The organism is Kosakonia sp. (assembly GCF_032052965.1).
Taxonomy (GTDB): domain Bacteria; phylum Pseudomonadota; class Gammaproteobacteria; order Enterobacterales; family Enterobacteriaceae; genus Kosakonia.
This window is the reverse complement of the sequence record NZ_DAMBVN010000019.1, coordinates 35,019-53,958: the sequence shown is the minus strand read 5'-3', so window position 1 is coordinate 53,958 and position 18,940 is coordinate 35,019. Positions and strand designations below refer to the sequence as shown.

Genomic DNA, 18,940 nt, shown 5'->3' with positions numbered 1-18,940 from the left:
ATCATGGCTGAAGTTATTTTCAACAAACTGGAAAAGGTGTACTCCAACGGCTTCAAAGCGGTACATGGTATCGACCTGAAAATCGCCGACGGTGAATTTATGGTCATTGTCGGCCCGTCTGGCTGCGCCAAATCCACTACCCTGCGTATGCTCGCAGGTCTGGAAACCATCAGCGGCGGCGAAGTGCGCATCGGCGAAAAGATCGTCAACAACCTCGCGCCAAAATCGCGCGGAATCGCGATGGTGTTCCAGAACTATGCGCTCTATCCGCATATGACCGTGCGCGAAAACCTCGCGTTTGGCCTCAAGCTCAGCAAGATGCCGAAAGACGAAATCAACAAACAAGTGGATGAAGCGGCAAAAATCCTTGAGCTGGAAGAGTTGATGGATCGTCTGCCACGCCAGCTTTCGGGTGGTCAGGCACAGCGTGTGGCGGTAGGTCGCGCAATTGTGAAAAAACCGGACGTCTTCCTGTTTGATGAACCGCTTTCCAACCTCGACGCCAAACTGCGCGCCTCAATGCGCATCCGTATTTCTGACCTGCATAAGCAGTTGAAGAAATCCGGTAAACCGGCAACCACCGTTTACGTCACGCACGATCAGACCGAAGCGATGACCATGGGCGACCGTATCTGCGTGATGAAACTTGGCCATATCATGCAGGTAGATACCCCGGATAATCTCTATCACTTCCCGAAAAACATGTTCGTGGCGGGCTTTATTGGCGCGCCGGAAATGAACATCAAACCGGCGAAGATAGTGAAAAAAGACGACCAGTTACACATCACGGTCGGTCACGACACGCTGGCGCTGAATGCCCGGCAGCAGGAAAAAGTTGCGGATTATGAAGGCAAAGAGGTGTTCTTTGGCGTGCGTCCGGAGTTCGTCTCCGTCGCCGATCAACCTTTTGCTGATGACTGCGGCTCAGGCGATCTGGTGCGAGTAGAAAACATGGGACACGAGTTCTTTGTTTACCTGAAAGTGGGCGACTACGAGCTGACTGCCCGAATCCCTTCTGATGAAGCTAAGCCTATGATTGAAAAAGGACTTCACCGGAAAGTGTACTTTAAGTTTGATATGAATAAGTGTCATATTTTTGACGCCAAAACGGAACAGAACATCTCTCTGTAAATAAAAACTGGAGTATAAAAATGAAAAAAGTGCTATTAGGCGCCGTTATCTCCGCAACCCTGGGCATGTGCGCTGTACCCGCAACCGCCGCTGATAATGTAGACCTGCGTATGTCCTGGTGGGGGGGCAACGGTCGTCATCAGGTGACATTAAAAGCGTTGGAAGAATTCCATCAACAGCATCCAAATATTACGGTCAAATCTGAGTACACCGGCTGGGACGGGCACCTCTCCCGTCTGACCACGCAGATCGCGGGCGGTACCGAGCCGGACGTGATGCAGACCAACTGGAACTGGCTGCCGATCTTCTCAAAATCCGGTGACGGTTTTTACGACCTTAACCAGGTGAAAGACATCATCGATTTGAGCCAGTTCGACGCAAAAGAGCTGAAATCCACCACCGTGGACGGCAAGCTGAACGGTATTCCCATTTCCGTGACCGCACGCGTGTTCTACTTTAACGATGAGCAGTGGAAAAAAGCCGGTGTCGCCTTCCCGAAAACCTGGGACGATCTGTTAGCTGCGGGCAAAACCTTCGAGAGCAAACTCGGCAAACAGTACTACCCGGTTGTCCTGGAACACCAGGATACACTGGCGCTGCTGAACTCCTACATGGTGCAGAAATACAACATTCCTGCCGTGGACGAGAAAGCGAAGAAATTCAGCTACACCAATGAGCAGTGGGTGGAATTCTTCCAGATGTATAAAAAACTGGTCGACAGCCACGTAATGCCGGACTCGAAATACTATGCCTCGTTCGGCAAGAGCAACATGTATGAAATGAAACCGTGGATCGAAGGTGAGTGGGCCGGTACCTATATGTGGAACTCCACCATCACCAAATATTCCGACAACCTGAAGCCGCCAGCCAAACTGGTGCTGGGTGATTACCCAATGCTGCCAGGAGCAACGGATGCGGGTCTGTTCTTCAAACCGGCGCAGATGCTGTCGATTGGTAAATCCACCAAGCACCCGAAAGAAGCGGCGCAGGTGATTAACTTCCTGCTGAACAGCAAAGAAGGCGCAGAAACGCTGGGGCTGGAACGTGGCGTTCCGCTGAGCAAAGCCGCGGTGAAAACGCTGACCGACAACGGGGCGATCAAAGATGGCGATCCGGCTGTTGCGGGCCTGCGTCTGGCGCAATCACTGCCGACCAAGCTCTCGGTTTCGCCGTACTTTGACGATCCGCAGATTGTGGCCCAGTTCGGCACCGCGATTCAGTACATCGACTACGGCCAGAAAACGGTAGAAGAAACCGCTGCCGACTTCCAGCGCCAGGCTGAACGTATCCTGAAACGCGCCATGCGCTAACGTTTTACCGTCACACCATACCCTGCCCATTTGGGCGGGGTATTTTTTTATCTAAGGAGAGAACGTCATGGCAAAAGGCAAAATCATCCCGCTCACCTTTCGTAGCCGAAAAGATACGAAAACCGGGCACGAAGTCATCCGGATGACGCCTCCACATGTGATTTGTCACCGTAATTACTTCTATCAAAAATGCTTCACCCGCGATGGCGGGAAACTGATTTTCGGCGGCGCATTTGAAGGCCACTGGAATTACTACTTGCTGGATATTGCCCGTAGCCAGGCGACACAGCTCACTGAGGGTGCCGGCGATAATACATTCGGCGGCTTTTTATCTGCCGACGATAGCGCGCTCTGGTACGTGAAAAACACCCGCGAATTACGCCGTGTCGATCTGGCCTCGCTTGAAGAACACATTGTTTATGAGGTCGATGACGAATGGGTGGCTTACGGTACATGGGTCGCTAATTCTGACTGCACGAAACTGGTCGGGATTGAGATAAAAAAAAGTGACTGGCAACCACTGACTGACTGGCAAAAATTCCGCGATTTCTACTTCACCAACCCGGAATGTCGGTTGATCCGCATCGATCTACAGAGCGGCAAGCGCGAAACACTGCTGCAAGAGAAACGCTGGCTTGGTCACCCCATTTACCGCCCGTTTGATGACACTACCGTGGCGTTTTGCCATGAAGGCCCGCGCGATGCGATTGATGCACGCATGTGGCTGATTAACGAAGACGGCAGCAACTTGCGTAAGGTGCGACAGCACAACACGGGCGAAAGTTTTACCCACGAATTTTGGGTGCCGGACGGGTCCGCGCTCTATTATGTGGCGCACCAGGAAAACGATGCGAAACGCTATCTGTTCAGTGCCGATCCGGCCACGCTGGAAAACCGCCAGTTAATGGCCATACCGCCCTGCTCTCACCTGATGAGCAATCACGACGGTAGCCTGATAGTCGGTGATGGCGCACCACACCATACCGGCGATATTCACCTTAATGATCCGTTTATCTGGGTATTTGACGTTAACAGCGGCGAGCAAAAAGCCATTTGCGAGCATAACAGCAGCTGGAAAGTACTCGACGGCGACCGCCAGGTTACGCATCCGCACCCGTCATTCTCGCCGGATAATCAGTGGGTGCTCTACACGTCTGATGCCGAAGGCATGCCCGCGCTCTATTTAGCCCAGGTCTGAGTTATCCCTCCGCCCTCTCCGCTGCGATGAGGGCATTTTGATGTTTATTTGCGCATTTTTCACCTCTCGTTTTATGCCGTTTTCCAGCCTTTCATGTTTACCCAAAAACCACACAACTCATTGTTATTATTATATTTTTTATTTATTCCAGCCTATTGACGGGGTGAATATCTCAGGCGTAGCATCGCCCTTGCTGTAGCAAAATACCTGTTTTTATATACAGCACTTTCGGTGCAAAAGACGTTCTCTGATTTCAAAGATGCGCACCGGATTTCTCAACCCACAATCAAAAATGACAAACGAGGAAAACAATATGCCTGGATTTAACTATGGCGGTGGCGCTGGTGATGGGACCAACTGGAGTTCAGAACGCGGCTCTGAGCCGTCGCCTGGCGGCGGTTCCAACGGACATGGTGGCGATCGTGATAACGGCGGCTCGGCAAACGCCACGCCAGCCCAAAAACAGTTATCTGCCATCCAGAATGATCAGGCGCTTCGCCAGAAGCTGGCGAACCTGATCCTGGCAGCCCGTACCATTAACCCCTTATCCAAACTGAAAATTGAACAAGTGAAACCCAATGGCATGCTCAGCATTTCTGCGGAAGGGTTAACTGCCGATCAGGCAACGGACATTGGTTTGTCTGGCCTGGTGATGGGCCTGCAGAGTAATGGCGTAACGGTCGCCATTGGCGATTTCAACTCTGGCCATCCGCTACAAGGCAGCCAGCCGAAGAATGGTAAAGGCGGGTTCAATGCTGATGCAATCGCCGCATCATCGGTAGGCCAGTTTGTTACGGTGTTGCAGGGTGTATTGCCTTCTGGCTACTGGCTGAATAACGGCAAAGTGATGACCAAAGTTCGCCGGGAGATCACCACAGGCGGCGGCGGGAAAAACGGCAATGAGCATACCCGAATTGTAACCGTTGAAGTAGAAGTCCCCGCCCTGACCCAGGCGTATAAACAGGGTGAAACCCAACGGGCGGACGTGAAAGATGCGGTGAAATTTACCGCCGATTTCTACAAAGAGGTCACGGCGAAATTTAGCGAACAGTCGGCTAAAGTTGCTCAGGAACTGGCCGCGGCCGCGAAAGGCAAGAAGATCCGCAACGTTGAACAGGCACTGGCCGCTTTTGAACGTTATCAGGGGGTGCTGGAAAGTAAGTACAGCGTGGCCGACCGCGAAGCGATTGCAAAAGCGCTGGAGTCTGTCAACCGCGCCAACATGGCCAACAGCCTGGCAAAATTCAGCAAAGGCTTTGGTTATGTGGGGAAAGCCATCGATGCGTATGATGCGATTCTGGTCGAACTGCCGAAAGCGATCCGCACCAAAAACTGGCGTCCGTTCTTTGTGAAGGTGGAAGCCATCGCGGCAGGTAACGCAGCAACTGCGCTGACCGCGTTTGCCTTCAGCGCCATTACAGGTAGCGCGCTCGGTATCCTTGGGTTTGCCCTGATGATGGCCCTCGTCGGCGCGCTGGTTGATGAAGCCTTTGTCACCAAAGCGAATGCGCTGTTAGGCGTATAAAAGCAAGCAAAAGGCCGGTATTAACCGGCCTTTTTATTCAGCAATAAATAGAGCAAGTAACCCAGTCCGAGCGGGATAGCAAACAAAAAGCACGCGCCGTAATACAAGGCATAGAGGCCGTTTTTGCCAGGCGTCTCTGTAAAATACCCCCGCTGCCAGAACGCGCGCGTCGTAAATCTCAGCGCCAGGGTTTCAACCCCTTTTTTGGCAAACGGGTACAGCGGGCAACTCAAAAGCGACAGCACAAAAAAGTATTGTGAAACGCGATCCTGCATATCCTGGCTCCATGCCCAGGCAAAACCAGCCAGGAAAAAGAGCCCCCAAAAAATATTTTTGCAGTAGTATTTCGCGGTCATAACGCGCCAGATCCCAATGATGTACCAACCGTAACTGATTAATATCACCATAAAAAGCGGCAACGATGCACGTGCTTTTCACCCGCAATGTGAGCGTGACACCCGTCAGCGCCACGCTCCTGGTTTATACGCCGATATTGCGCAGTTTTTCTCCCGCCATCAGTCGGCGTTCAATATGCTCGAGCGTCACGTTTTTCGTTTCCGGGATCAGCCAGAACGTTACGCCGACAAAGGCCAGGTTCAGCGCGGTGTACAACCAGAAGGTTCCCGCGGCACCAATCGCATCCAGCAAGGTCAGGAACGTCGCGCCGATGATCATATTCGACACCCAGTTGGTTGTGGTTGAACAGGTGATGCCAAAGTCACGGCATTTTAAAGGCTGGATCTCCGAACAAAGGATCCACACCACTGGCGCGGCACTCATCGCATAGCCAGCGATACAGATCATCGTCATGCCGACCGAAAGCCAGGACAACCCGCTGGAAGCCGTCCCGTTATCGAACTGCATCAGACAGTAGCCGAGGATCAACGTCCCCAACGCCATCACGCTAAAGCCAATTTTCAGCGCCGGTTTACGGCCCGCTTTGTCTACCGTAAACACGGCAATAAAGGTGGCAAACATAAAGGTCAGCCCGACCACCAGCGTGGCAATCATCTGCTGTTCGGTGGTGGTGAATCCCGCCATTTTAAAGATTCGCGGCGCGTAATACATGATGATATTCATACCGGTGAACTGCTGCATTGCCTGCAACAACATGCCGAGGAATACCGCGCGACGCACATTGCGGTTGGCTTTAAACAGCTGGAACCCGCCCTGCTTTAATTTCAGGCTTTCGCGGATCTCATTCAGTTCTTCACGGGCTTTTTCAGAGGTGTCGCGCAGCATGCGCAGCACTTCTTCCGCCTCGATATGCCGCCCTTTTTGCGCCAGCCAACGTGGACTGTTCGGCAAAAACACCACCAGAATAATTAATAACACCGCCGGTAACGCCAGCACGCCAAGCATGGCCCGCCAGTTGCCACTGTAGCTAAATGCCGTATCGGACAGGAACGCCAGCACAATACCCAGTGTTACCATCAACTGATACATGCTGATCATCTTGCCACGCACGTTTTCACTCGCCATTTCGGAGAGATAGAGCGGCGCGGTGTAAGACGCGATCCCCACGGCAATGCCCAGCACGATGCGCGAAATCAGCAGGACTTCCACACTCGCGGCAAACGCAGAACCGAGCGAGCCGGCAACGAACAACACAGCCCCCACCATCAGGCTGTATTTACGCCCCAGACGGAACGACAGCCAGCCGTTAAAGAGCGCACCCAGCGCCGCGCCGAGCATCATGCTGCTGACCACCCACTCCTGCAACCGGCTACTTAAGGTGAAATGATCGGTGATAAACGGCAACGCCCCGGCAATCACGCCGATATCCAGGCCAAACAGCAGCCCGGCAACTGCCGCAGAGACAGAGACAAACAGGTTCATGCGCCGGGTGTCACGTAGCGCACGCGGTAAAACTACAGACTCATTACTGATAGATGCCATTTTCTTCCTGCCTGCACAGAATAAGATGTCTTATGAAAGTAAGTCAGCGAGAGAGTTATGTGTCAGTCAGTTAAACGCGAAGATATGGATAAATCCGCTGTGGCAGGGTGTTTTGTGATGGAGTTTACAATTTTGAAAATAACGTTTAAGTCATAAACTATTTTTAACACCTTAATTAATAATCATTTTTTAAACAAAGCCTGCTAATTAAGACAAAAGGATATGGATTTTTTAAGCAGCTCCATATGGACAAAGAATATGCAGGTATAAAAAAACCTGCCCGCGGGCAGGTTTTCAGCAGAGGCACGCAGGCTATTAACGCGCCAGCCAGCCACCGTCCACCGCAATGGTGTAGCCGCTGATGTAATCAGACGCTTGTGATGCGAGGAACACGACCGGCCCCATCAGGTCGCTCGGCAGGCCCCAACGGCCAGCCGGGATACGATCAAGGATCTCCGCGCTGCGCTGTTCATCTGCACGCAGTTGTTGGGTGTTGTTGGTCGCCATATAGCCCGGCGCGATGGCGTTCACGTTAATGTTATGTTTTGCCCATTCGTTCGCCAGCAGACGCGTTACGCCCATCACGCCGCTTTTGGACGCAGTGTAAGATGGAACGCGGATCCCGCCCTGGAAAGAGAGCATGGAAGCGATGTTAATGATCTTGCCGCCGTGACCCTGCGCGATAAAGTGCTTTGCTGCCGCCTGGGACATAAAGAACACGCTCTTAATGTTCAGGTTCATAACGTCGTCCCAGTCTTTCTCGCTGAAGTTGATCGCATCTTCGCGACGGATCAGACCAGCGTTGTTAACCAGAATGTCGATCTTGCCGAATTCAGCAACGGCGCGTTCCAGCAGGGCCGGAATGCCGTCAATCTGACGCAGGTCAGCAGTCAGGCTCAGAAAACGGCGGCCCAGCGCCGTCACGCGTGCAATGGTTTCCGTGGGTTCAACAATATTGATGCCGACGATATCACAGCCCGCTTCCGCCAGCCCTAATGCCATCCCCTGACCCAGACCGGTATCGCAACCGCTCACTACCGCAACCTTACCTTGAAGAGAAAATGCATCCAGAATCATATGTATTCCTTAATCTATCAGCGCCTGTACCGGACAGGCATGGTTATACGCTGTCCGCAACTAGCGCAGATCTTTTACAGCAACGTGGTCCATGTCATCAAAGACCTGGTTCTCGCCCACCATCCCCCAGATGAAGGTATACGCACGCGTACCCACCCCCGAATGGATTGACCAGCTTGGAGAAATCACAGCTTGTTCGTTATGCATCACCAAATGACGCGTTTCCTGCGGCTGGCCCATCATATGGAACACGCAGGCGTCTTCTTCCATATTGAAGTAGAAATACACTTCCATCCGGCGCTCATGGGTGTGGCAAGGCATGGTGTTCCACAAGTTGCCGGGTTCCAGTTCGGTCAGCCCCATGCTTAACTGGCAGGTTTCCAGCACATCCGGTACGAAGTATTTATTGATGGTACGGCGGTTACTGGTCAGCGGATCGCCAAGCGTGACTGGCGCAACATCAGCAGGGGTAACTTTCTTCGTCGGGAAGGTCATGTGCGCGGGTGCGCAGTTATAGTAGAACTTTGCCGGTTTGGCGCTATCGCTACTGGCGAAGACGACCTCTTTCGCCCCTTTACCCACGTACAACGCATCGCGGTGGCCAATTTCGTAGCACTCACCATCCACCGTAATGGTGCCTGGCCCGCCAATATTGATAACACCCAGTTCACGACGCTCAAGGAAGTACGCCACGCCAAGTTGCTTACCGACTTCGCCGCCGACAGAAACGGTCTTTGTCACCGGTTTAATGCCGCCGACAATGATGCGGTCAATATGGCTATAGACCATGGTGTATTCATCATCAACGAAGACTTTTTCGACTAAAAACTCATTGCGCAGGCCCTGGGTATCCAGCGTTTTTGCATGCGCACTGTGGATGCTTTGTCTGACTTCCACATTAACCTCCGAAGTAAATTTTGACCGAAATAGCGTCAAACGAAACGTAGAAACGGCGTTCCGTTTCATATATTCGAACATCTTATCCCGGCTGAAACGTGTTTTCAATGTTAACTAAAACAACGTTTCACTTTTTCTGCTACTTCTTGCAAGATCTGTAAGTGCGATCACGAATGTTAAGTATTGACAGCGAGAAAGCGCGTTTACTTTTTTAGCCTTCCCATAAAATTAATGATAACAAACAGAGAGTTAATAACACCTTTGAGTTTTGACAGACGATCGGCATTTTTCCTGTCTAAAATCTAAGTCGGTGATTTTCCACTCTCATTTTTCAACTTACCGTGGCGCTTTTATTACAAAGTGCGTTAGCTATCACACATATTGAAACGATGTTTTGATAAATTAACACTTAGTTTTTAAACTTGTTAGCCACTGAGGTCATCATTGGGGCGCTCGCTTGCCCGGCAGACCTGTTAAAGGAGTGAAAAATGGCGAAAGGCATGCGGGTAAAACTGGATTATGCTGTTAGCCGCGATCCGGATACCGGCGCGGAAATCACCCGCTTAACACCATCGGACGTGACGTGTCACCGTAACTACTTTTATCAAAAGTGTTTTTTCAACGATGGCAGTCATCTTTTGTTCGCCGGTGAATTCGACGGTCACTGGAATTACTACCTGCTGGATATTGCCAACGCCGAAGCCGTGCAGTTAACGGAAGGCGCAGGCGATAATACGTTTGGCGGCTTCCTCTCGCCCGATGACAGCGCGTTATATTACGTAAAAAATGACCGCACTCTGCGCGAAGTAAACCTGCAGACGCTGGCCGAGCGCGAAATTTACCGCGTTCCGGACGCCTGGGTCGGTTACGGCACCTGGGTGGCGAATAGCGACTGCACGAAACTGGTCGGCATTGAAATTGCAGCCAGCGACTGGACGCCGCTCAATGACTGGCAGCTGTTCCATGACTTTTTCCATAAAGGCCCGCACTGCCGCTTGCTGCGTGTCGATCTGCAAAGCGGCGAAAGCAGCGTGATCCATGAAGAGAAAAACTGGCTGGGTCATCCGATCTATCGTCCGTTCGACGATCACACCGTCGCCTTCTGCCATGAAGGCCCGCACGATCTGGTCGATGCACGGATGTGGCTGGTGAATGAAGATGGCAGCAACGTGCGCAAAGTAAAAGATCACGCGGAAGGCGAAAGCTGTACACATGAATTCTGGGTGCCTAACGGCTCTGCGCTGGTTTATGTCTCCTATTTGAAAGGTCAGCAAGGTCGCACCATTTATCGCTTCAACCCGGATAGCGGCGTAAACGAAGCGGTGATGGCCATGCCGGCATGCTCACATCTGATGAGCAACTTTGACGGCACGCTGCTGGTTGGCGACGGTTCCGGTACGCCGGTGGACGTAAAAGACACCAGCGGTTATACCATCGATAACGATCCGTATTTGTATGTGTTTGATGTGGCGGAGAAAGGCTATTTCCGTGTCGCCCGTCACGATACGTCATGGGCGACTGTCGCCAATAGCCGCCAGGTAACCCATCCGCATCCGTCGTTTACCCCCGACGACAGTGCGATTTTGTTTAGTTCAGATAAAGACGGCAAACCGGCGCTCTATATCGCGAAACTTCCTGAGCAACGCATTATGTTGCAAGCATAACGTTTGAGTAGTGTTTCTGTAACTGGCCTTGCCCTCCTCCTGGAGGGCTTTTTTTTATAACAGATATTCTGCGCTGCGGGCTCGTTGCGTTTATTTATTCCCCCTCTTTTCTATGACGCGGCCCAACCACCCCGTGCAAGACAATTTAATTGACGCAAAGGGAGCAATAATAAATCCGCCAGTGAATGGCATTTCATCGCAATAAAAAATCCCCGGCTAACTGCGCCGGGGAAGATTTGAGGGTAAACAGGTTATTCAGACAATCAGAAAGAGTAAGCAACACCCAGGCGGAAACGGGTCTGACGTTCGTCAGTGCTTTTCACGCCCACGTTGCCCAATTCAACATACGGGGACCAGTTTTTATCAAGTTTATAAGCCACTTTGGCGTTATATTCGTTGGAGTAGGTTTTGTTGTTTTCGCGAATAACGTCTTCGGTGCTCTTGGCATAAACATAGTTCAGCTCAAAGCGGAAATCGCCCAGCGCCCAACCTACCCAGGTGTCGAATTTGTTGACTTTATTATCAACGGTGCTGGAATCCGGGTTGCGTGTGTACTCATAACGATAGCGGCCAGCAATGTAAATGCCGTTATCAAAGCTGTATTGCGCGTGGATGTACGGCTTATAAATAGAGTTAGTATCTTTGCTTTCGATATTAAAACCTGGTGTTAACGCAAAATTTTTGGTCGCAGCCCAGCGCCAGTTAATCGACTCTTCATGGCCGTTACCCACAATTTCAGTTAAGGGTTTATCGGCATCATCACCGCCGGATTTCCATTTTGCTTCCACACCGAAACCCACGCCGTTGTCGAAACGGTGAGATACCGCGACACGGTCAGCGTTAGAGCCGCTGTCGATGTATTCATGACGTAAATCTACGGTTACTGCCTGTGAAGCGAAGGACGCGCCGAGGAGTGAAGCAAGGGCCAGAGTTTTCTTAAGCATGAGTCACCTCTAATAATTAAAATTATGTTCCATTTTTATGGAATTACATTTTATTTTTTTGATAACTTTATTTTAGTGATCTCGATCGTAAATATTTGTAGAGAACGGAACTATGTAAAACGGCGTGATGAATATCAATAAATTTCCCATAATACCCATAAAAAAACGGATGAAGATCACATCATTTTTTTATTAACCGAACACTTACAATTACCAATACAAATTAAAAACAGATTGCAAAACAGCAATCTACATGAAGGATGAGCTAATAATAAGTCTGCTTACTTTAATGATTCCAAATTGTAAACAAGGCAACTATGTTTATTTTTGGAACTTAAGAAGTGTTTTAGAACCACGGAGGGAAATTATTAGAGGAAGTGGTTACAGTTTCATTTTAATTGAAATGACACATGAGATCGACATCACAAATAATAAAGCCTTCCGGGAGGAAGGCTTTATTTGACTTAAGCGGTGACTCAATCGCGCTCAATGGCCAGCGCCACGCCCTGGCCACCGCCGATGCACAACGTCGCCAGCCCTTTGCGGGCCTGCCGTTTTTGCATCTCATGCACCAGCGAAACGAGAATACGGCAGCCTGATGCACCGATAGGGTGGCCCAGTGCAATGGCACCGCCATTCACATTCACCCGTTTCTCATCCCACTCTAGTATTTTCCCCACCGACAGCGCCTGCGCGGCATAGGCTTCGTTCGCTTCGATCAGATCGACCTCATCCAGCTGCCAGCCTGCACGCTCCAGACAGCGGCGCATGGCATAGACCGGCGCGATGCCCATTAACGCTGGATCAACACCGACGCTGGCAAAAGCACGAATCCGCGCCAGCACGGGTAAGTTGAGCGACTGCGCCTTTAGCTCACTCATCATTAATACCGCTGCCGCACCGTCGTTGATCGGTGAGGCATTACCTGCCGTAACCGAGCCTGTTAATTCAAAGGCGGGAGCCAGTTTTGCCAGTGCTTCGGCGCTGGGATCGGTGCGTGGCTGTTCATCGGTATCGACCAGCACCGTCCGGCCATCGGCGGTCAGGGTCTGCAACGGGACAATTTCATCGCGAAAGCGGCCTGAATCAATGGCGGCACGCGCTTTATGTTGCGAACTGAGCGCCCATTCATCCTGGCGCTCGCGGCTGATGCCATACTCCCGCGCCAGATTTTCCGCCGTCATGCCCATATGGTAATCATTGAAAGCATCCCACAGGCCATCATGCACCAGGCTGTCAATCAACTGGCTGTTACCCAGTTGTGCGCCGGTGCGGCTGTCGGTAAGCACATGCGGAGCACGACTCATATTCTCCTGGCCGCCAGCAATCACCACATCCGCCTCACCGCACTGAATAGCCTGCGACGCCAGGTGTAAGGCTTTTAGCCCGGAGCCACACACATCATTAATGGTGATAGCAGAAACCGTGTTCGGCAGGCCGCCTTTGATGGCCGACTGGCGCGCAGGGTTTTGCCCGGCACCGGCGGTTAACACCTGGCCTAAGATCACTTCATCAATATCTTGTGGCTGTACGCCGCTACGCTCCACCAGCGCCCGCACAACCTGGCTGCCCAGCTCAACGGCAGAGTGACGCGATAATGCCCCCTGGAAACAGCCGATTGGCGTGCGGACAGCCCCCACGATCACGACCTCTTTCATCCCTACCTCCGCCATTAATGAACCTGGCAATAGTAGTGCATTGTTAATGAGTATTAACGAGGATGTTTTAAATTGGTGAGATTAATCACAAGGAAAGCCGGGTCAGGAAACACGCGGGGAGACGCGCGGCCAGAAATGACCGCGCGAAAAGGCAAATCAGTTATTCACCGGGATCACTGCACCTTTATATTTCGTGCGGATCCAGTCCTGGATCGCTTTAGAGTGCAGTACGTTCACCAGCGCGACGATATCTTTTTTCTTCTCGTCACCACGGTGCACGGTAATGATGTTGGCATACGGGTTGTTCTCACCGCTTTCTACCGCGATAGGATCGTGTACCGGATCCAGACCCGCATCAATAGCGTAGTTGGCGTTGATGACGACAGCATCGCCTTCATCATTGTTGTACATTTGCGGCAGCAGTGCTGCTTCGACGTTCGGCAGGAATTTAAGCTTTTTCGGGTTCTCCACGATATCGTCAATACGCGCAGTGACTTTATCAATCCCCGGTTTCAGCTTGATCACCCCTTCTTTCTCGAAGATAGAGAGAATGCGCCCCTCTTCCGAAACCGCATCGCGCATAATGATTTTGCCGCCTTCTGGCAGTTCTTTAAGCGATTTGTATTTCTTAGAGTAAATGCCGATTGGCTCAATATGAATGGCACCCGCACTGACAAAGTCATAGGTTTTGTCGCCCGCATGATCTTTGATAACGCTGTTCAGGTACGGAATGTGCTGGAAGTAGTTGGCATCCAGCTCCCGGCTTGCCAGCGCTGTGTTCGGCAGGATGTAGTCCTGGAACGGTTTGATTTCCAGATCGATACCCTGTTTTGCCAGAATGGGTTTCGCCTGCTCAAGAATTTCAGCGTGCGGCACATTGGATGCGCCCACAGTCAGCGTGTCCGCCCAGGAGGAGAGGCTCAGAACGCTCAGGGTGGCTGCGGCAATCAGTGTCAGTGTCTTTTTCATGATGGTGGTTTCCAATAATTATCGTTTATCTAACAGAGAAGTCAGCACGTCGCCGCAGAACTGGATGATGAAGACGATGATAAGGATCGTCACCGTCGCCACCAGCGTGACGTCGTTGTGGTTCCGCTGGAATCCTTCCAGATAAGCAAGGTTGCCCAGACCGCCCGCGCCGATGACCCCGGCCATGGCGCTGTAGCTCACCAACGCAATCAGCGTCACGGTAATACCGGACACCAGCGCAGGTGATGATTCGGGCAGCAGCACCCGAAAAACCAGTGTGCTAAGACGGGCCCCCATCGCGCGGGTCGCCTCAATCACCCCTTTATCCACTTCGCGTAGCGCAATCTCGACCAGGCGCGCATAAAATGGCGCCGCACCAACAATCAACGCAGGTAACGCGGCGTTCGCACCGAGAATGGTGCCCACCAGGGTTTTGGTAAAAGGGATCAATAACACAATCAAAATGATGAACGGGATCGAGCGAAAAATGTTCACCACAATCGAAATCACGCTATAGAGCACGCGGTTCTGGAACAACCCGCCGCGTGCCGTCAGAAACAGCGCCAGTCCCAACAGGATGCCCAGCACAAAGGTCGCCGCGCCGGACAGCGCCGTCATATACAGTGTCTCCTGCGTGGCCGCCCAGAGTTGGGCCCATTTCAGATGCGGAAAAAATGATTCAGCCATGGGTAACGACCTCGCTTTCAATATCCGTCTTGCTTAAGTCCGCGAGGATATTATTCAGTTGCTCCGGGGTCGCTTTCACGTTCACCCATAATTGCCCGAAAACACCGTGCGCCGTTTGCGACATTTTGCCGTGCAGAATATTAAACGGCAGACCGTAGCGCAGGGTCAGTTCGCCAACAATCGGCTGATGCGTATTGTGCCCGGTAAACGTCAGCTTAATGACTGTTCCCTCCAGCTCGCGGTTCAGTTCCGGATTGAATGTCTCTTCTTCTTTATACTGACTCACCTGACGCACAAACTGCTGGGTAATGGGTTTTTGCGGATGGGTAAAAACGCTTAACACATCGCCCTCTTCGACCACCTGCCCGTTCTCCATCACCGCCACGCGATCGCAAATCTTGCGCACCACATGCATCTCATGCGTGATCAACACAATGGTCAGTTTGAAGCGACGATTAATATCCAGCAGCAGCTCAAGAATTTGATCGGTCGTCTGCGGATCCAGCGCGGAAGTTGCTTCATCACACAGCAGCACGTCCGGGTTATTGGCCAGCGCACGGGCAATGCCCACCCGCTGTTTCTGGCCGCCGCTGAGTTGTGACGGGTACGCATTTTCACGGCCTTTCAGCCCCACCAGCTCAATCAGTTCCGCCACGCGGGCGTTAATTTTGGCCTTTGGCGCGCCGGCAATCTGCATTGAGAAAGCGATGTTTTCGCGCACGGTACGCGACCACAGCAAATTGAAATGCTGAAACACCATGCTGATTTTCAGGCGTGCGCGGCGCAGCGCTTCACCGCGTGCGGCACCAATATCCTGACCGTTGATCACCACGCTGCCAGACGTTGGCTTTTCCAGGCCGTTCAGCAAGCGGATCAGCGTACTTTTTCCGGCGCCGCTGTAGCCGATAATTCCGTAAATTTGCCCCTGCTCAACCGTCAGATTGACGTTGTCGACGGCGGTAATCGATGCCTTTCCCTGGTCGAAAATCCTGGAGATATTCCTCAGAACGATCATGCGTTGGTGTTTCCGTTTGGCGGTTTAGCAGTATGGATGTCCAGAAGATAATAATCAGCCGTAATTATATTTCAAATAACCAAATGGACATTACTTATAACCAAACACGCTAACCCCGGCGAAACACGGCTTTAACCCGTAAGGATTTATTTCGCATTGCATTCCCTTAAAACGCATAACACCAGGTGCGAAGGCAGGAAATTCGCTGCAAATCAGCGCAAAAAAGACCTTTTTTGGCTATCGACACATCTGGACGACTATATGGCTCTCCTTCCTGATGGCTAAACAGAGCTTTATATTTCTGTTCGTTCTAAAGACCAAATAAACATTCTTTAAAAGCGAAAAATGACAGACCTATCATCCGCTCATCACGATTGTTTACGGGTGAAAACACAATGTCAGTCTTCCATTCAGTAACCGAATTGATCGGCCAGACGCCTCTGCTGCAGTTACATAAACTGAACAGCGGGCCGTGTGAATTATTCCTTAAACTGGAGAACCAGAACCCCGGCGGGTCGATAAAAGACCGGGTAGCGCTGTCGATGATTACCGAAGCCGAACGCACAGGTTTGCTGCGCGCCGGCGGCACCATTATTGAAGCCACGGCGGGCAATACCGGGCTTGGTCTGGCGTTAATTGCTGCGCAAAAAGGGTACTCGCTGATACTGGTGGTGCCAGACAAAATGAGCCGCGAAAAGATCTTCCACCTGCGTGCATTAGGGGCGAAAGTGATACTCACCCGCTCTGATGTGAACAAAGGCCATCCGGCCTATTATCAGGATTATGCCCGCCGCCTCGCGCAGGAGATCCCCGGCGCATTTTACATCGACCAGTTCAACAATGACGCCAATCCGCTGGCGCACACCACCACTACCGCACCGGAAATTTTCCGCCAGCTCGACGGCAAAATTGACGCCATCGTGGTGGGTGTGGGTTCCGGCGGCACACTGGGCGGTTTGCAAGCCTGGTTCGCCGAACACTCCCCCCATACCGAATTCGTGCTGGCGGATCCGGCAGGATCGATCCTTGCCGATCAGGTTGAAAACGGCCATTACAACGAACCCGGCAGCTGGCTGGTCGAAGGCATCGGCGAAGATTTTATTCCGCCGCTCGCGCATCTCGACGGCGTGCGCCAGGCCTTTCGCGTCAGCGATCGCGACGCCTTTGCCACCGCGCGGGAACTGCTGCAGCAGGAAGGGATCCTTGCGGGTTCCTCCACCGGCACGCTGCTGAGCGCCGCGCTGCGTTACTGCCAGGCGCAAACAACGGCCAAACGGGTGGTCACGTTTGCCTGCGATAGCGGCAATAAATACCTGTCGAAAATGTTTAACGATGACTGGATGCGCCAGCAGGGTCTGTTAACGCGACAAACGCAAGGCGATCTCACTGATTTTATCGCCCTGCGCCACGATGAAGGCGCGACCGTTACCGCCGCCCCGGAAGACAGCCTTGCGGCAGTACTGGCGCGTATGCGTCTGTATGACATCTCGCAACTACCGGTGCTGGACAATGGCAAAGTGGTCGGCATTGTCGATGAGTGGGATCTGATAAGCCATGTCCGGGGCGACAGCGCACGGTTTGCTCTGCCGGTAAAAGCGGCCATGACCCGTAATGTAGAAATCCTCGATAAGCACGCGCCGGAAAGCACGCTGTACGCCATTTTTGATCGTGGTCTGGTGGCGGTCATCGCTGACCAGGGCCGCTTTGTCGGCCTCGTCACCCGCAGCGATGTACTGACGACCTGGCGCAACCGTCTTGAACAATAAAGGAAATAAAATGAAAACACTGGCAACCGAAAGCGTCCACAGCGGCACCTTCCACGATCAACATGGCGCGGTTATGCCGCCCATTTACGCCACCTCCACCTTTGCGCAGCCCGCGCCGGGGCAGCACACGGGCTATGAATATTCGCGCAGCGGCAATCCTACCCGCCACGCACTGGAAACAGCCATCGCCGAACTGGAAGGCGGCACTCGCGGTTTTGCGTTTGCATCCGGTCTTGCCAGTATTTCAACAGTGCTTGAGCTGCTGGATAAAGACAGCCACCTGGTGGCAATCGATGATGTCTACGGCGGCACCTATCGTCTGCTGGAAAATGTCCGTCGTCATAGTGCCGGTCTACAGGTTAGCTGGGTGAAACCGGACGATCTTGCCGGGCTGGAAGCCGCTATCCGACCGGAAACGCGCATGATTTGGGTGGAAACCCCGACGAACCCGCTGCTGAAACTGGCAGATCTGCAGGCGATTGCCGCGATTGCCAAACGCCACAATGTGCTCAGCGTGGCGGACAATACTTTTGCCTCCCCCGTGATCCATCGCCCGCTGGAACTCGGCTTTGATATTGTGGTGCACTCTGCCACCAAATATTTAAACGGTCACTCCGATGTGGTCGCCGGTCTGGCCGTGGTGGGCGATAACCCGCCACTGGCAGAGAAACTCGGTTATCTGCAAAACGCCATCGGCGGAGTGCTTGATCCCTTTAGCAGTTTCCTGACCTTACGCGGCATCCGCACGTTGGCGCTGCGCATTGAGCGCCATAGCAGCAATGCGCTGGCGCTGGCACGCTGGCTGGAGCAGCAACCGCAGGTCGAGAAAGTCTGGTTTCCGTGGCTGGAGTCACACCCGCAATATCACCTGGCGCGCAAGCAGATGGCGCTACCAGGGGGCATGATCTCGGTGGTCATCAAAGGCGACGATGCACGCGCTGCGGCAATTATTCATGCGTTGAAGTTATTTACGCTGGCGGAAAGTCTGGGCGGGATTGAAAGCCTGGTCAGCCAGCCTTTCAGCATGACGCATGCCTCTATTCCGCTGGAACAGCGGCTGGCTAACGGTATTACACCGCAGCTCATCCGCCTGTCGGTGGGCATTGAGGATGAAAAGGATCTGATAGCCGACTGGCAACAAGCTCTGGCATATTGATGCACCCCGCAGCGCCTGCACCGTTCGCAGGCACTGCGGGTAAC

16 protein-coding genes are annotated in these 18,940 nt (G+C 52.5%); 7 read left to right on the top strand and 9 right to left on the bottom strand.

Going from position 1 to position 18,940, the window contains the following annotated elements:
* Positions 1 to 3 precede the first annotated feature (3 nt).
* From RTX30_RS18870 to RTX30_RS18855, 4 genes are all read left to right on the top strand, one after another.
* Positions 4 to 1,131, top strand: coding sequence for an ABC transporter ATP-binding protein (locus RTX30_RS18870; protein WP_312691698.1), 1,128 nt, complete (start codon positions 4 to 6; stop codon positions 1,129 to 1,131).
* Between the two features lie 20 nt (positions 1,132 to 1,151).
* Positions 1,152 to 2,441, top strand: coding sequence for an ABC transporter substrate-binding protein (locus RTX30_RS18865; RefSeq protein WP_312691697.1), 1,290 nt, complete (start codon positions 1,152 to 1,154; stop codon positions 2,439 to 2,441).
* Positions 2,442 to 2,508: 67 nt separating this feature from the next.
* Positions 2,509 to 3,639 (top strand): oligogalacturonate lyase family protein, encoded by a 1,131-nt coding sequence (locus RTX30_RS18860; RefSeq protein WP_312691696.1) that lies wholly within the window; start codon positions 2,509 to 2,511, stop codon positions 3,637 to 3,639.
* Positions 3,640 to 3,952: 313 nt separating this feature from the next.
* Positions 3,953 to 5,164 (top strand): colicin-like pore-forming protein, encoded by a 1,212-nt coding sequence (locus RTX30_RS18855; RefSeq protein WP_312691695.1) that lies wholly within the window; start codon positions 3,953 to 3,955, stop codon positions 5,162 to 5,164.
* Between the two features lie 20 nt (positions 5,165 to 5,184).
* Here the strand turns inward: RTX30_RS18855 and RTX30_RS18850 are convergent, their stop codons facing one another.
* From RTX30_RS18850 to kduI, 4 genes are all read right to left on the bottom strand, one after another.
* Positions 5,185 to 5,520 (bottom strand): colicin E1 family microcin immunity protein, encoded by a 336-nt coding sequence (locus RTX30_RS18850; RefSeq protein WP_312691694.1) that lies wholly within the window; start codon positions 5,518 to 5,520, stop codon positions 5,185 to 5,187.
* A 124-nt stretch (positions 5,521 to 5,644) separates the two neighbouring features.
* Positions 5,645 to 7,063, bottom strand: a complete 1,419-nt coding sequence (locus RTX30_RS18845) for a sugar porter family MFS transporter (RefSeq protein ID WP_312691693.1) — start codon at positions 7,061 to 7,063, stop codon at positions 5,645 to 5,647.
* 315 nt (positions 7,064 to 7,378) lie between these two features.
* Entirely contained in the window at positions 7,379 to 8,140 is a 762-nt protein-coding gene (kduD, locus tag RTX30_RS18840; RefSeq protein WP_312691692.1) for a 2-dehydro-3-deoxy-D-gluconate 5-dehydrogenase KduD, read from the bottom strand.
* 60 nt (positions 8,141 to 8,200) lie between these two features.
* A complete protein-coding gene (gene kduI / locus RTX30_RS18835) occupies positions 8,201 to 9,037 on the bottom strand; it encodes a 5-dehydro-4-deoxy-D-glucuronate isomerase (RefSeq protein ID WP_312691691.1) in 837 nt (278 codons plus the stop codon).
* Positions 9,038 to 9,525: 488 nt separating this feature from the next.
* Between kduI and RTX30_RS18830 the strand changes: the two genes are divergently transcribed.
* Positions 9,526 to 10,701 (top strand): oligogalacturonate lyase family protein, encoded by a 1,176-nt coding sequence (locus RTX30_RS18830; protein WP_312691690.1) that lies wholly within the window; start codon positions 9,526 to 9,528, stop codon positions 10,699 to 10,701.
* Between the two features lie 263 nt (positions 10,702 to 10,964).
* Here the strand turns inward: RTX30_RS18830 and RTX30_RS18825 are convergent, their stop codons facing one another.
* From RTX30_RS18825 to RTX30_RS18805, 5 genes are all read right to left on the bottom strand, one after another.
* On the bottom strand, positions 10,965 to 11,645 hold the full coding sequence (locus RTX30_RS18825) for an oligogalacturonate-specific porin KdgM family protein (RefSeq protein WP_312691689.1): 681 nt from the start codon (positions 11,643 to 11,645) through the stop codon (positions 10,965 to 10,967).
* Between the two features lie 476 nt (positions 11,646 to 12,121).
* Positions 12,122 to 13,303 (bottom strand): acetyl-CoA C-acetyltransferase, encoded by a 1,182-nt coding sequence (locus RTX30_RS18820; RefSeq protein ID WP_312691688.1) that lies wholly within the window; start codon positions 13,301 to 13,303, stop codon positions 12,122 to 12,124.
* Positions 13,304 to 13,459: 156 nt separating this feature from the next.
* On the bottom strand, positions 13,460 to 14,272 hold the full coding sequence (locus tag RTX30_RS18815; RefSeq protein WP_312691687.1) for a MetQ/NlpA family ABC transporter substrate-binding protein: 813 nt from the start codon (positions 14,270 to 14,272) through the stop codon (positions 13,460 to 13,462).
* Positions 14,273 to 14,290: 18 nt separating this feature from the next.
* Positions 14,291 to 14,959, bottom strand: coding sequence for a methionine ABC transporter permease (locus tag RTX30_RS18810; protein WP_312691686.1), 669 nt, complete (start codon positions 14,957 to 14,959; stop codon positions 14,291 to 14,293).
* A complete protein-coding gene (locus RTX30_RS18805) occupies positions 14,952 to 15,974 on the bottom strand; it encodes an ATP-binding cassette domain-containing protein (protein WP_312691685.1) in 1,023 nt (340 codons plus the stop codon). The genes RTX30_RS18810 and RTX30_RS18805 overlap by 8 nt, the downstream gene beginning before the upstream one ends.
* A gap of 395 nt (positions 15,975 to 16,369) precedes the next feature.
* On the opposite strand from RTX30_RS18805, the gene RTX30_RS18800 reads away from it, so the two are divergent.
* A complete protein-coding gene (locus tag RTX30_RS18800; RefSeq protein WP_312691684.1) occupies positions 16,370 to 17,740 on the top strand; it encodes a cystathionine beta-synthase in 1,371 nt (456 codons plus the stop codon).
* 10 nt (positions 17,741 to 17,750) lie between these two features.
* Positions 17,751 to 18,896, top strand: a complete 1,146-nt coding sequence (locus RTX30_RS18795) for a PLP-dependent aspartate aminotransferase family protein (RefSeq protein WP_312691683.1) — start codon at positions 17,751 to 17,753, stop codon at positions 18,894 to 18,896.
* The last annotated feature ends 44 nt before the right edge of the window (positions 18,897 to 18,940 follow it).

Excerpts from the sequence above, each read along its gene's own strand:
- RTX30_RS18815 (WP_312691687.1), bottom strand. The coding sequence starts at position 14,272 with ATGAAAAAGACACTGACACTGATTGCCGCAGCCACCCTGAGCGTTCTG.
- RTX30_RS18820 (WP_312691688.1), bottom strand. The coding sequence starts at position 13,303 with ATGAAAGAGGTCGTGATCGTGGGGGCTGTCCGCACGCCAATCGGCTGT.
- RTX30_RS18850 (WP_312691694.1), bottom strand. The coding sequence starts at position 5,520 with ATGACCGCGAAATACTACTGCAAAAATATTTTTTGGGGGCTCTTTTTC.
- RTX30_RS18845 (WP_312691693.1), bottom strand. The coding sequence starts at position 7,063 with ATGGCATCTATCAGTAATGAGTCTGTAGTTTTACCGCGTGCGCTACGT.
- RTX30_RS18805 (WP_312691685.1), bottom strand. The coding sequence starts at position 15,974 with ATGATCGTTCTGAGGAATATCTCCAGGATTTTCGACCAGGGAAAGGCA.
- RTX30_RS18810 (WP_312691686.1), bottom strand. The coding sequence starts at position 14,959 with ATGGCTGAATCATTTTTTCCGCATCTGAAATGGGCCCAACTCTGGGCG.
- RTX30_RS18825 (WP_312691689.1), bottom strand. The coding sequence starts at position 11,645 with ATGCTTAAGAAAACTCTGGCCCTTGCTTCACTCCTCGGCGCGTCCTTC.
- kduD (WP_312691692.1), bottom strand. The coding sequence starts at position 8,140 with ATGATTCTGGATGCATTTTCTCTTCAAGGTAAGGTTGCGGTAGTGAGC.
- RTX30_RS18855 (WP_312691695.1), top strand. The coding sequence starts at position 3,953 with ATGCCTGGATTTAACTATGGCGGTGGCGCTGGTGATGGGACCAACTGG.
- RTX30_RS18860 (WP_312691696.1), top strand. The coding sequence starts at position 2,509 with ATGGCAAAAGGCAAAATCATCCCGCTCACCTTTCGTAGCCGAAAAGAT.
- RTX30_RS18830 (WP_312691690.1), top strand. The coding sequence starts at position 9,526 with ATGGCGAAAGGCATGCGGGTAAAACTGGATTATGCTGTTAGCCGCGAT.
- RTX30_RS18865 (WP_312691697.1), top strand. The coding sequence starts at position 1,152 with ATGAAAAAAGTGCTATTAGGCGCCGTTATCTCCGCAACCCTGGGCATG.
- RTX30_RS18870 (WP_312691698.1), top strand. The coding sequence starts at position 4 with ATGGCTGAAGTTATTTTCAACAAACTGGAAAAGGTGTACTCCAACGGC.
- RTX30_RS18795 (WP_312691683.1), top strand. The coding sequence starts at position 17,751 with ATGAAAACACTGGCAACCGAAAGCGTCCACAGCGGCACCTTCCACGAT.
- RTX30_RS18800 (WP_312691684.1), top strand. The coding sequence starts at position 16,370 with ATGTCAGTCTTCCATTCAGTAACCGAATTGATCGGCCAGACGCCTCTG.